Raw genomic sequence first — 14,152 nt, forward strand, 5'->3', positions numbered from 1 at the left:
CTAGGCGACGAGCTTTGACAAATCCGCCGCCGCGTGTCGCATCGGTTCTAGATACTCCATCGCCCGCTCGATGCTGAACCGCTGCGTCGGCGCGTGAAAGGCCAGTGTTGCCATCAGCCGGTCGTTGACATCAAGGATCGGCACAGCCAGAGCGATCATATCCTCCATGAACTCTTCGCGGTCGAGCGAGTAGCCTTGCTCGCGCACACGCTGGATCTCGGCCAAAAGGGCATCGGGGTCGGTCAGGGTGTTGGCGGTGCGGGCAACAATATCTGTCGCAGAGAGATAGCGCACCAGGTGGCTGCGCGCCAAAGTGCTCAGATACATCTTGCCACTGGCCGTGCAATAAAACGGCACACGCGTGCCGATCGGCAATTGTATCCGGAGCGGCCATTGCGTCTCAACACGCTCTAGATAGATCATGGCATCGCGGTCCGGTAAGGCGATGTTGCAGGTCTCGCCTATTTCGCCGCTCAACCGCTTAAGGATTGCCTGCCGCGCTGTACGGATGCGCAGCGACGACAGGATACCCCCGGCCATGCTGCGCAGGCGCGGGCCCGGGGAATAGGTCCTCCCATCCATGTCGCGTTGCAGAAACCCTTCCTCTTCGAGTGTAGCGAAAAGGCGGTGGATCGTCGGCTTGGGCAGGCCAAGCGCTGCGTTGATCTCGGTGGGCGTGACGGGCACGCCCACGCGCGCGATCTCCTCGAGCACAAGCAGGAGCCTCAGATTGGTGGGAATGGTCCCTGCGTCGTCACCATCCATGTCCTGACCTTTCTCACCGTTGCGGAAGCAGCGCTGTGGATAGGGAAGGCACCAGAGCCACAAGCACCCAAACCGACAACAGCGCCACAAGATAAGGCACGATGTAGCGCAAGAGCTTGAAATAGGGAACGCCCGTCACCCCAGAGGCGACATAGAGGTTCAGCCCATAGGGCGGCGTGACAAAGCCGATAGAGGCCCCCACAAGGAAGATCACCGCAAACTGCACCGGCTCAACCCCGACGGAATGGGCGATAGGGGCCAGAATAGGGGCCAGAATGATCGTCACAGGCAGGCTTTCCAGCACCATGCCACAGACAAACACAATCGCCATCGCGGTAAAGAGCACCGCATAATACCCGCCCATCGAGGTCACGAAATTACCAATGACTTCCTGTGCCCCCAGAACCGACAGGATCTGTTGCATCACGACTGAAACCGCGATGAGAGGGGCAAGAATACCGGTGATTTGCGCCGAGCGCATGGTGATAGAAGGCAATTCCAGCGGGCTGAATCCTTCGACGACCAGCATCTCCGAGATTTTCTTTTCGCTCACGTCACGCCCTTTGGCACCGCCCATCAGCTTGTAAAGCGGCAGGCTGATAAAGCCCACGATCACGCAAAAGCCCACGGTCACGCCCGCCGCCTCTGTCGGAGAGAATTTGCCGGTGTAGATGCCCCAAAGAACAAGGCCGATGGCAAAGAACCCAAGCCATGCGCCAATGGCAGTTTTGAAAACGCGCAGGGGGCTGAGGGGAATGAGGAACCCCCAGCCATTACGCCAGCAGATCAGAAAGGCGGCGAACATCATCGCCAAAACCATCAGCGCGCCGGGAATGATCCCCGCAACGAACAGTTCCGAAATCGGCAGGTTGAGCAGAAAGCCGTAAACGATGAAAATGATCGACGGTGGGATGATGATGCCGACAGTCCCCCCCGCCGCCGCCGTCGCCGCCGAAAAGCGCGCATCATACCCGCCCTTGATCATCTCGGGATGCAGCATCGAGCCGATGGTCGCGGTAGTGGCCGAGTTAGAGCCCGAGATTGCGGCAAAGAGCCCACAAGCGCCAAGCGCCGCCATAGCCAATCCGCCGCGTATCCACCCTAGGCAGGCATAGGCAAAATCACTCAAGCGCCGCGCAATGCCTGAGCGGTTGATCAAGTCTCCCGTCAAGATGAACAGCGGCATCGCCAAAAGCGCAAAGCCGTCCGTGAACACATCGCCCAATGCGCCCCCAATATTCTGGAGCGGCATACCAAGGACAAATGACACACCGATCACCCAGTAACCGATGACCAGAAACACCGGCACACCCAGCATGAAAAGGAACGTCACCCCAATGGAAATGGCGGTGATGAGGGTTGGGTCGCTCATATCAGTCGCCTCCGATCACAGCTTGGGTGATCAAGGTCTCACCACTACGGAAATTGGCAATATCGGTCAGGACATTCTCGATCACCCGCGCCACCAGCGTGGTAAAGGCCAGAGGCACGGACAAAAGGAACCACCATTGCATGACATTGTCGGTGCCCAGCATGATTTGGAAATTCGCTGCCGAATTGATCGCCACCTTGGTCGAGGTAACGACCACGACCCAGGAAAACCCGGTCCAGAGCAATGCATCCAGCATGAGGCAGGCCATTTGTCCCGTGCGCGACATCGCGTTGCGGAATTCGGCAAAGGCCAGATGCGTGCGCAACTTGACGTTATAGCTGCACCCGAAATACGTCATGATCAGAAAAAGAAAGGGCGGCAGGGTGGTCGACCATGGGACCTGTTGTGACAAGACGAAACGGCGAAACACCTCGACAAAGATGATCCCGCCAATGGCCAAATAAGACACGACCATGATCGTCTTTTCCAGATTACGCTCTGACCAAGGGCTGAAGCGATAGAACACCAGAATCAACAAGGCCAGCGCCAGCATCGCGGCCAGCCCAAGCGGCCAAGCCGCCGGTTCGTTCATCGCCTGACTCAACATCCAGGAATCGCCTGCCATGAGGGCACTCATGATATCGCCTGTGCCCTGAAACCAGCCGGTCATGCCCGTTCCTCCCTTTGGGTTGCCGTATGTATTCGCCGCACGTCTCGGCGGCTTGGGGTAACGGGCCGCGCGGATGGCGCGACCCGATCAGAGCCTATCGCGTCAGGCTGATCGCCACCAGCGGCGCGGCTCGACATTCTCGGGCAAGGTATCCACAGGAATCTCGCGGGCCACGTTGTAGATTTCTTGATAGGTGTCGATGCCACCAGCCCAGCCATTGAGACGCTCACGCCACTGCGCCCATGGCTCTGGATTGAACTCGGGCGAGCACATTTCTTCGGCCATCTTGATCTGATCGTCCGCCAGAAACGCCGGGCGCACATTGTTCTGAGCAAAGATGGTGCCGGGCAGTTGCGGGTCAGAGAAGCCAACGGTCTTGACCAGCGCCGCCTCATTGGCCGCCTGCACATGAACCTGCGCCAGATAGGCGGATTCCATGATGGCATCCTGCAAATGCGGCTCCATCGCGTCAAACACCTTGACCGACATGGAGGTATGTTCCGTGCCGCAGAAGAACCGCAGGTCAACCGATTGGCTGACAACGGGGGCCATGTTGGCATAGGCCACAGCAGAGGCCCAGGTTTCCGCGCCGTCAATGAGGCCCTGCTTGAGTCCGTCCAGTGTTTCTTCCCAGGCCACCGGCACCGGGTTGAGGTTGAGCAACTGCATGGCGATACGGCCCAACTGTGTGCCAGTCACGCGGTTCTTGGTGCCAAACAGCTCTTCCAGCTTGGTGACGGTGGGTTTGTCAGCAAAGGACTGACCCATCTGGAGGCCGCGCAATTCGCAATGCGAGAACAGGAACTTCAGCCCATGCCGACTTTCTAGTGGTTCACGCAAAATCTTTTGCGAAGCGGGGCTATAGAGGAAATGATACTGCGCGGCGCGGCTCGGGAACATATAGGCATAGTCGAGCACGTTGAGATAGGGCGCGCCCCCGGCCGAGTTCTGCGTCGAGGCGGCATACATATCCACCACGCCGGTCTGGGTTTTTTCCACGCAGTTGAGCTGGCCACAAATCTGGTTGTCGCCGATGAACTCTACGCGGATTTCGCCGTCAGTGCGTTCTTCCAGATCGCGGGCGAATTCCAGAACGCCGGCGCGCTCGATCAACAGGTTGCGCGCGTTAAACCCCGAAGCCCCCAGTTTCAGCGTATGCTTCGGCTCTTTGCCAAAGCGTTTTTCATAGGTGCTCTCGGCGGCCCGCGCCACCGACGAAAGCGAGACCGCCCCCGTCAGCGCCCCGGCCCCCAACACAACGGATGATAGGCCAAACTGACCTGACAGACGGAACAGGTCCCTGCGGGAAATTCCGCTCAGGGCTTTCGATACTTTCATGGTCTCCTCCCTATTTTGCAATTTTGATACTTGCAGTCTCAATAATGATCGAATTATCCTTGATCTGGCAAGGAGATTTTTTCCTTGCGCCAAGATTGAGCAAGGAGGCCCGGAATGTCGGAGATTTCAGCGGACTACGTGATCGTCGGCGCGGGTTCTGCCGGATGTGTTCTGGCGAATCGCCTCTCTGCGGATCCTCGGAACACGGTTATTCTGCTTGAGGCGGGTGGGCGCGATTGGAACCCGTGGATTCACATTCCGGTTGGGTATTTCAAAACGATGCATAACCCGGCGGTGGACTGGTGCTATCGCACGGAGCCAGATCCGGGGCTCAATGGCCGCGCACTAGACTGGCCACGTGGCAAAGTTTTAGGGGGCTCATCCTCGCTCAACGGTTTGCTTTATGTGCGCGGACAGCCGCAGGATTACGACCGTTGGGCGCAAATGGGCAATCCCGGCTGGGGATGGGACGATGTGCTGCCGCTCTTCAAGCGCTCCGAGCGACAGGAACGCGGTGCCGATGAGTATCACGGCGATCAGGGCACGCTTTGGGTGTCGAACATGCGCCTGCAAAGGCCCATCTGCGATGCCTGGGTCGCGGCGGCACAAGAGGCGGGCTATCCGTTCAACCCCGATTACAATGGGGCCACCCAAGAAGGCGTGGGATATTTCCAACTGACAACGCGCAATGGCAGGCGGTGTTCTGCTGCCGTGGCATTCCTCAACCCGGCGCGCAAAAGACCGAACCTGACCATCATCACCCATGCGCAAGCCAGCCGTATCATGCTGGAGGGGCGACGTGCTGTTGGCGTGGCCTACCGTGACCGGGCGGGGTTGGATCAGGTGGTCAAGGCCGGACGCGAGGTCATCCTATCCTCAGGCGCGATTGGTTCGCCGCAACTCTTGATGCTCTCGGGCATCGGAGAGGCGGCGCATTTGCAGGATCACGGCATCGAGGTGCGCCAGAATCTGCGCGCCGTGGGCCGCAACATGCAGGACCATCTGCAAGCGCGTCTGGTGTTCAAGTGCCATGAAGCGACGTTGAATGACGAGGTGCGCAGCCTGTCCAATCAGGCGCGGATCGCCCTGAAGTATGCTCTTTTTCGCTCGGGCCCCATGGCCATGGCCGCAAGTCTTGCCACGGGCTTTATGCGTACGGGCGACCATGTCGAGACACCAGACATTCAGTTTCACGTCCAGCCATGGTCCGCCGACAGCCCCGGCGAAGGGGTGCATCGCTTTTCGGCCTTTACCATGTCGGTCTGTCAATTGCGGCCCGAAAGCCGCGGGGAAATCCGCCTCGCCTCATCAGATCCGCGGAAGTATCCCAAGATCATTCCAAATTACCTCTCGACCGAGACCGACTGCAGGACCATCGTCGAAGGAATAAGGATTGCCCGTCGCATTGCGCGCTGCGCGCCGCTGACCTCCAAGATCTCAGAAGAATTTCGCCCAGACCGCACGCTGGATCTGGACGATTACGAAGGCACGCTCGACTGGGCGCGGCGCTATTCGACAACGATCTATCACCCGACAGGCACCTGCAAGATGGGACAGGGGCCAGATACCGTCGTCGATGCCCGGCTCCGGGTGCATGGCATCGACGGACTGCGCGTGGCGGATTGTTCGATCATGCCCGAGATCGTGTCAGGCAACACCAACGCCCCCGCGATCATGATCGGCGAGAAAGCCTCGGACATGATCCTTGCGGATCTCGCGGCGGGCTGAGTCCAACTCAGCCCTTCCAGATCGGGTTGAACCACGCGCGTTTGCCTGCCGCGTCCACCACAGTGACCCGCAGCCACGGTGAGGCGACGCAGCGGGGGTCAAGGGTAACGCGCGCGCGGGTCATGGAATGGCCATGCACCGCCACCCCGGCTGATCCGTGGCCCAGCACGATCACCGCAGACGCAGCAGAGCATTCAACCTCGACCGCCCCGTCTTCCAGATGCAGCGCGCGAATTTCAGGACCTTGGCTGGAATAAAACAGCCCCGTCTTGAGTGCGGCAAGCAGAGCCTCGGGGCTGTTTTCCTCTGCCTTGACCATGACCCAGCCACCGAAATGATCCGGTTCCGAGAAATGCGCGTCATCTGTGGCAATCAAGCTCAGACGCCGCCCCTCGCTCAGCAAGAGGTCGGCAATCCCAAAGCCGTCTCCCCGGTCACAGCCCATATGGCATCCATGGTTGTAAATCTCGACCGCATGCGCCGCCGTAAGACTGCGCGCATCGGCGAGTGTCAGCCCTGACCATTGTGGATGTGCCACGGCGACAAAGGCCCCGGCGGCGACGGCCCGCGCCGCAATCTCGGGTCCGGTTTCCTGATTGGCAACCGGTTTGAACTCGGGGGAATGGGAGGGGGCGAAATCGTCCGGCAGACCCACGGCCAGAATATGCCACACCTCTCCATTGACCAAAGCGCCAGAATGCAACTCGGCCCCAAGCAGGGTGGTAAAGCGATTGCTGCGATAGGCGCGGGTATCGGTGATCGGATAGCCGTAGCGCCCGACAAAATGATCGGTCAGCGCCATGAAATCATAGCCCTCGGCGGCATAGCGACGGCAGACTTCCTCAGGGGGCAATACCCCATCTGAGCGGGTTGAATGGGTGTGCAGATTTCCGCGCCAGAACCGTCCGGGGGCCGAGAATGTGTCGATCATGCCGATGCTCCGTTTGCGGCGCGGCGCTCGCGCTCTTTGAGGATGGCCCAGATCACCGCGCAGGTGATCGTTGCAAGGATAAAGAGAATTCCGATGACATTGACCACCGGCGAAAGACCAAAACGCATACGGGAGCCGATTTCTGTTACCAGCGTATGCTGACCGCCGATGGCAAACATGGTGGTGTTGTAATTCTCAAAGCTCTGCAAGAAGGAGATGACAGCCGCCGTGGCGATGGTGGGGCGCAGGAACGGCAGGGTGATCCGGCGAAACGCCTGCAAAGGCGTGGCACCAAGGTCACGCGCCGCCTCTTCCAGCGCTGCATCCTGTCGCTGCAACCGCGCCATGAACATCAGCATCGCGTAAGAGGAAACAAAGGTGGTCTGCGCAAGAATCGCAGTGAACAGCCCCCCCGCCACCTCAAAATTGCGCCAGAAAATTACGGTTGAGATGCCCAAGATGAGTCCAGGCGTCAAAAGCGGCGATACCATCAACGTATAGAGCACCCCAGCCGCCCGGGTGCCCAACCGCCCCAGCAAAAGGGCCCCCGCCAGCCCCATCGGTAGAGCGAGCGCGATCACGGCCCCCGCAATGATCAGCGAGTTGCGCAGGCCCGACCACATTCGCGCATCCGCCCAAAGTTCGCCAAACCAGCCTAGCGTAAATCCCTGCCAGACCGTGACAGACGGCGGCGAATAGGCATTAAATCCCGCTGCGACCATGATCCCGAGCGGCAGGAACATATAGACAAAGAACAGGCCCATATAGAGGCGGAGGATAACACCGCTGCCCTGCCCTCTCATTTCGCAATATCCTTGAGCCGAACCTTGAGCAGCCGCATCATCAGGAAAATGAACCCGGTGCAGACGACCAGCAGGCTAAGCGCATAGGCGGCCCCCACGTTCCAGTTGGTCGCCTGAAAAAAGCGGTTGTAGACCAGTTGTGTGAACCACGGATCAGCGGTGCCGCGCGTCATGATATAGGGCACCGCATAAGACCCCGCCGACAGCATGAATGTCATGATACAGCCTACTGCAATCCCGGGGCGGGCATGCGGCAGCACCACGCGGCGGTGGATTTGAAGGGTTCCGGCACCCAGATCCCGCGCCGCCTCAATCTGATGGGTATCGAGCGTTTCCAGCACGTTGTAGAGCGGAAAAACCATGAACAGGATATAGGCATAGACCATGGCTATAAAGACGCCAGACCCACTTTCTAGAAAGGGCACCGGGCCAATCCCCACCAGCCCGAGGGCCGCATTGATCGGCCCACCGTAGTTCAGGATCATCTGCCAGGCAAAGACCCGCAGCAGTTCGTTGAGGGCATAGGGCACGATCAGCGCCATCATAATCATCGCGGCCCGGCGCGGCGGCTCTAGCTTGGCGATGGCAAAAGCGATGGGATAGCAGACAACAAAGGCGATGGCCGTCACCGCAAGCGAGGCAAGGATCGTCTTGGCAAAGATTGCAAGATGCGCCTGCCCCATCTGCCCGTAATTGGACAGCGTCCAGGTTTTGACAGGCGTGGTTTCCCGGGCTTCGAGCGTGGCAATCTCGGCCCGAACCGTGTCGCGCTCGGTGTCGATAGCGGCGCGGGCTGTGGCGTCTGCGGCGGACTGATGGTCCAGCGCGAGAACATCGAGACGATTGTAGAGTCCGTCGATTTTGGCCGAAAGTTCGGCGGCGCCGTCGGGGCGCTGCATGGTCCAGAACGACTGCTCGATCATGATGATCTGTGGCGCGGCAATCAGGCCCAAAATCCAGACCCCCACCAGAAACACGATCAGTGCCGACAAGGGTGCCCCAAAGGCGCGGCGCAACTCAGTCATGGGCGGTTTCGCCCAAGGGCAGGATCACCCCAGCCTCTTGCGAAAACCCAAGGCGCAACGGGCCCTCCGCAAGGGGGATGCCCCCTCCATTCACGCGGTGCACGGTCAAATGGCTTTGGCCGGTGTCAATCACAAGCGTCGAGAATGCCCCCTCCATATCGCGACGTATGAGGCCACCGGCCAGCATGTTGGCGCAGGTCTCGCCTTCGGTCAGCACATGCAACCGCTCGGGCCGCAAAAAGAGAAACGCTTGTGCGCCAACACCCAAACCCGCCGGATTGAGCGCGACAAAGGCCCCCTCGGGTGTGGCGATGCGGGCGCTTTGCCCGTCTACCACCTCGATGCGCCCAGTCAAACGGTTGGTTTCGCCGACAAAGGTTGCAACAAAGGCATCAGTGGGGCGGTCATAAAGGTCGTCCGCCGTGCCCAATTGCACCAGCCGTCCGGCGTTCATGACGGCCACCCGGTCAGACATGGTCAGCGCCTCGCCCTGATCATGGGTGATATAGACAAAGGTGATGCCAGTCTCGCGCTGTAACTGCTTGAGTTCGGCGCGCATGTGCTGCCGCAGCTTGAGATCCAACGCCGAGAGCGGTTCGTCCAACAGCAGAACCGCCGGTTCAACGGCCAGAGCACGGGCAATCGCCACCCGCTGACGTTGCCCCCCCGACAATTCCGAAGGCAGCTTGTCGGCCTGTTCGCCAAGGGCGACCATCGTGAGCAGTTCAAGCGCCCGCGTGCGGCGTTTGGCCTTGCTCCAGCCGCGCATCTCTAGGCCAAAGGCGACATTCTCCCACACTGGCATCAGGGGAAAGAGCGCAAGATTCTGAAAGATCAGCGCAGTTGGACGGTCCGAGGGCGCAATGCCCGCCATCGACCGGCCACCGATCAGTATGCTGCCCTCTGAAGGGTCCAAAAACCCCGAGACAAGGCGCAGAATCGTGGTTTTGCCACAGCCCGAGGGGCCAAGGATCGAGAAAAACTCGCCCGCGCGAATGGTCAGGTCCGTGGGGTGCACGGCCTGAAAGTCGCCAAATCGCACGGCGGCTGAGCAGAGGGTGATTTCCATACCGCGAGCGGAAACTGTCATTGGGGTCGTTCCATGAAACGGGCGCGGGGAACTCTCCCCGCGCCACACTGTCAGCTCAGGCGTTGGTCAGTTTCTCGGAATACTCTTCGCGCACCGCCGAGAACCACGGCGTGAACATCGGCCACCACCACAGGTTCTCGATCGCACCGTTCTGATAGGCAAAGGCAAACGCCGTCTTGTTGGCCTCGCTCAGATGCGCCGATGCGCCGACAGCCGCTGAATTATAGCCGGTCGCATTGGCAAACATGCCGCCGATTTCCGGGCTCATCAGAAAGTTGAGGAACTCATAGGCCTGATCGACATTCTCGGCACCCGCGGGGATCGCAGCGGTATCCATCCACGCCAGAGCGCCCTCTTTTGGGGCGGCATAGCGCCACTTGGGGTCCACATCCATGTGCAGCTTGATGCCGGTTGTATCCCATGTCTGGCCGATGGTGCAGCCCGCATCGGTAAAGGCACCGGTGGCCTCGGTGGCGTTATTCCAATAAGCGCCGATATTGGCCTTGTTCTTGGCGGCAAAGGCCACGCAGGCATCAAAGATACGGCGCGTGTCTTCTTCGGTCTTGTAGAGATCCATGGCCCGGTTCGACGGCACTTCGCCAATCGAGTCGAGATAGATCGCAAGGGTGATCAGCACTGATTTCTGGCGCATGGCAACCTTGCCATCCAGACCATCAGTCCAGAGATGGGCATAGGACAGATCGGCAGGCGCGACATCGACAGCGCTCGAATCCCACGTCATGCCCTCAGTGCCCCAATCGAACGGCACCAGATAGCGCTTGCCGCGATGCGCAGCCCCCAGTTCCAGCGACGAACGCCACAGCGCGGGCTCGATCCGATCCACCTTGAGGCGGCTCTCGTCGATCTCAGACAATAGGTTGCCCTCGTCATAATTGGGACGGGTGTCAACCGAGGGGAAGAGAATGTCAAAGCCCTTGCCGCCAGCGGCGCGCAGCTTGGACGCGGCTTCTTCGTTCGAGCCATAGGTCGAGACATTCACCTTGATGCCGGTGGCCTTGGTAAAGGCTTCGGGGATCTCGCCATTCTGGAAGTAATCGCCCCAAGCAAAAACATTCACCTCGCCAGACGAGGCAAGCGCGCGCCGCGCAATCAGCGGGGTCGCCAGGGCGGCGGCACCCGTGGCCAGCACGGCACGACGGGACAGGGATTGAAGGGGGTAGGTCATTCTTATCTCCTGAGTTTGATCAACTCCGGCCCAAAACTGGCCGAGTTGCTCAGGCGTTTAGAATGCTCAGGCAACAATCACGTGACAGTCCCCGGCTCTTGCCGGGAACTGCCCAAGGTCAATCGCGCGACTTGGCCCGGCCAAAGAGACGCGTCACGATCACAAAGAAGAGCGGCACAAAAACCACGCCCAACACTGTGCCCGAAATGGTCCCGCTCAGCACGCCGGACCCAATGGCATTGCGCCCACCGGACCCTGCGCCAGAACTCAGCACAAGCGGCAGAACGCCAAGAGAGAACGCCATCGAAGTCATGATGATCGGTCGGAACCTTTGACGCGCCGCCTCGATCACCGCCTCCAAAATGGTCTCGCCTGCCTCATAGCGTTCTCGGGCAAACTCTACGATCAGGATCGCATTCTTGCCCGTCAGGCCCACCACCGTCAGCAGCCCCACCTGAAAGAATACCCCATTCTCAAACCCGCCAATCCACGCGCCGGTCAGCGCGCCCACGATGCCGATGGGCATGGCCAACATGACCGCAAAGGGAATTGACCAGCTTTCATAGAGGGCCGCCAATGACAGGAACACCGCCGCCAAAGAAAGCGCGTAGAGCAGCGGTGCCTGATTGCCCGACTCGCGCTCTTCCAGCGACAGCCCGGTCCAGGCCAGCTCATAGCCCTGTCCCAGTTCCGCCACGAGACGCTCCATCTCGGCCATCGCCTCGCCCGTCGACACACCGGGCGCGGGCGAGCCCTGCAACTGCACCGATGGGATGCCGTTGTAACGATAAAGCCCCTGCGCGCCGTAATCCCATCGCCCTTCGGCGAAATTGGAAAACGGCACCAGCCCGCCGCTGGCGTTTCGTACCCGCCATTTGTCAATATCGGTGGGTTGCGCGCGCGCGTCGGCCTCTCCTTGAACATAAACCCGCTTGATCCGGCCCTGATCAAGGAAGTCGTTCACATAGCTGCCCGCCCAAGCAATCTGGAGCAATTGCCCCACATCCGTCGGCGTCAGCCCCATAGCCCCCGCCTTGCGCCAGTCGATATCAAGATTGTATTGCGCTGCATCCTCTAGCCCGTTGGGCCGAGCCGAGGCGATAAGATCGCTTTGCGCCGCCATGCCCAGCAGCTGATTGCGCGCGGCCATCAGATCGGCATGGCTTTGCCCCGCCCGCGCTTGCAGGTAGAAATCAAAGCCCGACACATTGCCCAGCTCGATCACCGAGGGCGGCACGACCGGGAACACCATCGCATCGCGGATTTGGCTAAAGGCCCCAAAGGCACGGCCCGCCAAGGCCTGCACGCTCTGTCCCGGTTCGGTCCGCTCTTCCCAATCCTTGAGCTGCACAAAGGCCAGACCCATGTTCTGCCCATTCCCCGAAAAGCTGAAGCCGACGACGCCGAACATCGAGTTCACAACATCGGTTTCTTGTTCGAGATAATAATCCTCGACCTGCTTGATCACCTCCAGCGTGCGCTCGGCGCTTGATCCGGTAGGGGTTTGGATGAGGGTAAAGAGAATGCCCTGATCTTCTTCGGGCAGGAACCCGGTGGGCGTGCGCAGGAACATCAGCGCCATGCCCAACGCCAACGCCAAATAGACGACGAACACCCGCACCGGGCGGCGCACCGACCAGCCCACCGCGCCGCCATAGCCATTGGTCAGCTTACCAAAGCCGGTGTTGAACCACGCGAACGGTCCGCGCGTCGCACCATGGCCATTCTTGGCCTTGAGCAGGGACGCGCAGAGCGCGGGCGTGAGCGTGATCGCAACCACCACCGACAGCGCCATGGCGGACACGATGGTGATCGCGAATTGCTGATAGATCACGCCGGTCGATCCGGGAAAGAACGCCATCGGCACGAACACCGCCGAAAGCACCATGGCAATGCCCACCAGCGCTCCGGTGATCTGGCCCATGGATTTATGCGTAGCCTCACGCGGGCCAAGGCCCTCTTCCTCCATGATACGCTCGACATTTTCAACAACGACAATCGCGTCATCAACCAAAAGGCCGATCGCCAGCACCATCGCCAGCATCGTCAGCGTGTTGATCGAGAACCCCGCCGCCGCCAGCACCCCGAAGGTGCCCAACAAGACAACAGGCACCGCGAGGGTAGGGATAAGCGTCGCGCGCAGGTTTTGCAGGAAGAGGAACATCACGAGAAACACAAGACCAATCGCCTCGAACAGGGTCTTGACCACTTCCTTGATCGAAATTTCGACAAAGGGCGTGGTGTCATAGGGGATCACGTAATCCACACCTTCGGGAAAGAAGCGGGCGAATTCGACCATCCGCTCCTTGATCGCGCGCGCCGTGTCGAGGGCATTCGCCCCCGGAGCCAGAGTGATCGCCATACCTGCCGCAGGATCGGTGTTGAACCGCGCCGTCGTGGCATAGTTTTCCGCCCCAATCTCGACCCGCGCCACATCGTCGAGCAGCACGAGGCCGCCGTCAGTCTCGGCACGCAGCACGATCTGACGGAAATCCTCAGGCGTGCTGAGCAGCGATTGCGCGGTGATCGTGGCGTTGAGTTGTTGGCCTTCGACCGCCGGTTGCGCGCCAAAGGCACCAGCAGAAATCTGCGCGTTCTGCGCCGAAACCGCCGCCACAACGTCTGATGGCGTCAGGCCGAATCCCGCCAGCTTGGACGGGTCGAGCCAGATACGCATCGCATATTGCGCACCAAAAACGTTGACCGATCCGACCCCCTCGGTCCGACTTAGTTCATCAACAAGGTTGGTGACCATGTAATCCGACAGGTCCACCTGATCGAGCGTGCCATCGGTCGAGATCATCCCAACCACCATCAGGAAGCCTGCCGAGGATTTCTCGACCGTGATCCCCTGACGCTGCACAATCTCGGGCAAGAGTGGCGTGGCCTGACCTAGTTTGTTCTGAACCTGCACCTGCGCGATATCCGCATCTGTGCCCGTCTCAAAGGTCAGCGTCACCTCGGCACTGCCCGCCGAGGTCGAGCGAGACGAGAAATAGCGCAGGCCGTCCAGCCCGGTCATCTGCTGCTCGATCACCTGTGTCACCGTATTGGCCACAGTATCGGCCGAGGCCCCGGGATAATTGGCGGTGACCGTGACAGAGGGCGGCGCGATTTGCGGATATTGCGCCACAGGCAGGATCAGGATGGCCAGCACCCCGACCCCCATGATCAGGATCGAAATGACCCATGCGAACACCGGGCGGTCGATAAAAAAGCTGGCCATTCGGAATATCCTCTGCCC

At 60.1% G+C, this 14,152-nt stretch carries 11 protein-coding genes; 1 reads left to right on the plus strand and 10 read right to left on the minus strand.

Features of this window, described 5'->3' with window-relative positions; translation table 11 throughout:
- From GC127_RS04880 to GC127_RS04895, 4 genes are all read right to left on the minus strand, one after another.
- Positions 1–765 carry an IclR family transcriptional regulator gene (locus GC127_RS04880; RefSeq protein WP_081507543.1) on the minus strand — a complete coding sequence of 255 codons (765 nt, stop codon included), beginning with the start codon at positions 763–765 and terminating at the stop codon, positions 1–3.
- A 13-nt stretch (positions 766–778) separates the two neighbouring features.
- Positions 779–2,137, minus strand: a complete 1,359-nt coding sequence (locus GC127_RS04885; protein ID WP_008279400.1) for a TRAP transporter large permease — start codon at positions 2,135–2,137, stop codon at positions 779–781.
- Between the two features lies 1 nt (position 2,138).
- Entirely contained in the window at positions 2,139–2,807 is a 669-nt protein-coding gene (locus GC127_RS04890) for a TRAP transporter small permease (RefSeq protein ID WP_008279401.1), read from the minus strand.
- A 102-nt stretch (positions 2,808–2,909) separates the two neighbouring features.
- A complete protein-coding gene (locus GC127_RS04895) occupies positions 2,910–4,145 on the minus strand; it encodes a TRAP transporter substrate-binding protein (protein ID WP_037296743.1) in 1,236 nt (411 codons plus the stop codon).
- Between the two features lie 114 nt (positions 4,146–4,259).
- Between GC127_RS04895 and GC127_RS04900 the strand changes: the two genes are divergently transcribed.
- The gene (locus tag GC127_RS04900) at positions 4,260–5,873 is read left to right on the plus strand and encodes a GMC family oxidoreductase (protein WP_151976818.1); all 1,614 of its coding nucleotides are present in this window, start codon (positions 4,260–4,262) and stop codon (positions 5,871–5,873) included.
- A 7-nt stretch (positions 5,874–5,880) separates the two neighbouring features.
- Here the strand turns inward: GC127_RS04900 and GC127_RS04905 are convergent, their stop codons facing one another.
- The 6 genes from GC127_RS04905 to GC127_RS04930 all read right to left on the minus strand — a co-directional run bounded on the left by GC127_RS04905 (position 5,881) and on the right by GC127_RS04930 (position 14,134).
- Entirely contained in the window at positions 5,881–6,804 is a 924-nt protein-coding gene (locus tag GC127_RS04905; RefSeq protein WP_151976820.1) for a CehA/McbA family metallohydrolase, read from the minus strand.
- Positions 6,801–7,607, minus strand: a complete 807-nt coding sequence (locus tag GC127_RS04910; protein WP_151976822.1) for an ABC transporter permease — start codon at positions 7,605–7,607, stop codon at positions 6,801–6,803. Before GC127_RS04910 ends, GC127_RS04905 begins: the two co-directional genes overlap by 4 nt.
- Positions 7,604–8,632 (minus strand): ABC transporter permease, encoded by a 1,029-nt coding sequence (locus tag GC127_RS04915; protein ID WP_151976824.1) that lies wholly within the window; start codon positions 8,630–8,632, stop codon positions 7,604–7,606. The genes GC127_RS04910 and GC127_RS04915 overlap by 4 nt, the downstream gene beginning before the upstream one ends.
- Positions 8,625–9,701 carry an ABC transporter ATP-binding protein gene (locus GC127_RS04920; RefSeq protein ID WP_151979643.1) on the minus strand — a complete coding sequence of 359 codons (1,077 nt, stop codon included), beginning with the start codon at positions 9,699–9,701 and terminating at the stop codon, positions 8,625–8,627. The genes GC127_RS04915 and GC127_RS04920 overlap by 8 nt, the downstream gene beginning before the upstream one ends.
- A 76-nt stretch (positions 9,702–9,777) precedes the next feature.
- Positions 9,778–10,908: an extracellular solute-binding protein gene (locus GC127_RS04925; protein ID WP_151976826.1), complete on the minus strand. Its 1,131-nt coding sequence runs from the start codon at positions 10,906–10,908 to the stop codon at positions 9,778–9,780.
- Between the two features lie 118 nt (positions 10,909–11,026).
- Positions 11,027–14,134 carry an efflux RND transporter permease subunit gene (locus GC127_RS04930; protein WP_008279409.1) on the minus strand — a complete coding sequence of 1,036 codons (3,108 nt, stop codon included), beginning with the start codon at positions 14,132–14,134 and terminating at the stop codon, positions 11,027–11,029.
- Positions 14,135–14,152 lie beyond the last annotated feature (18 nt).

Origin of the sequence: Roseovarius sp. EC-HK134 (assembly GCF_902498815.1) — a bacterium.
GTDB lineage: Bacteria > Pseudomonadota > Alphaproteobacteria > Rhodobacterales > Rhodobacteraceae > Roseovarius > Roseovarius mucosus_A.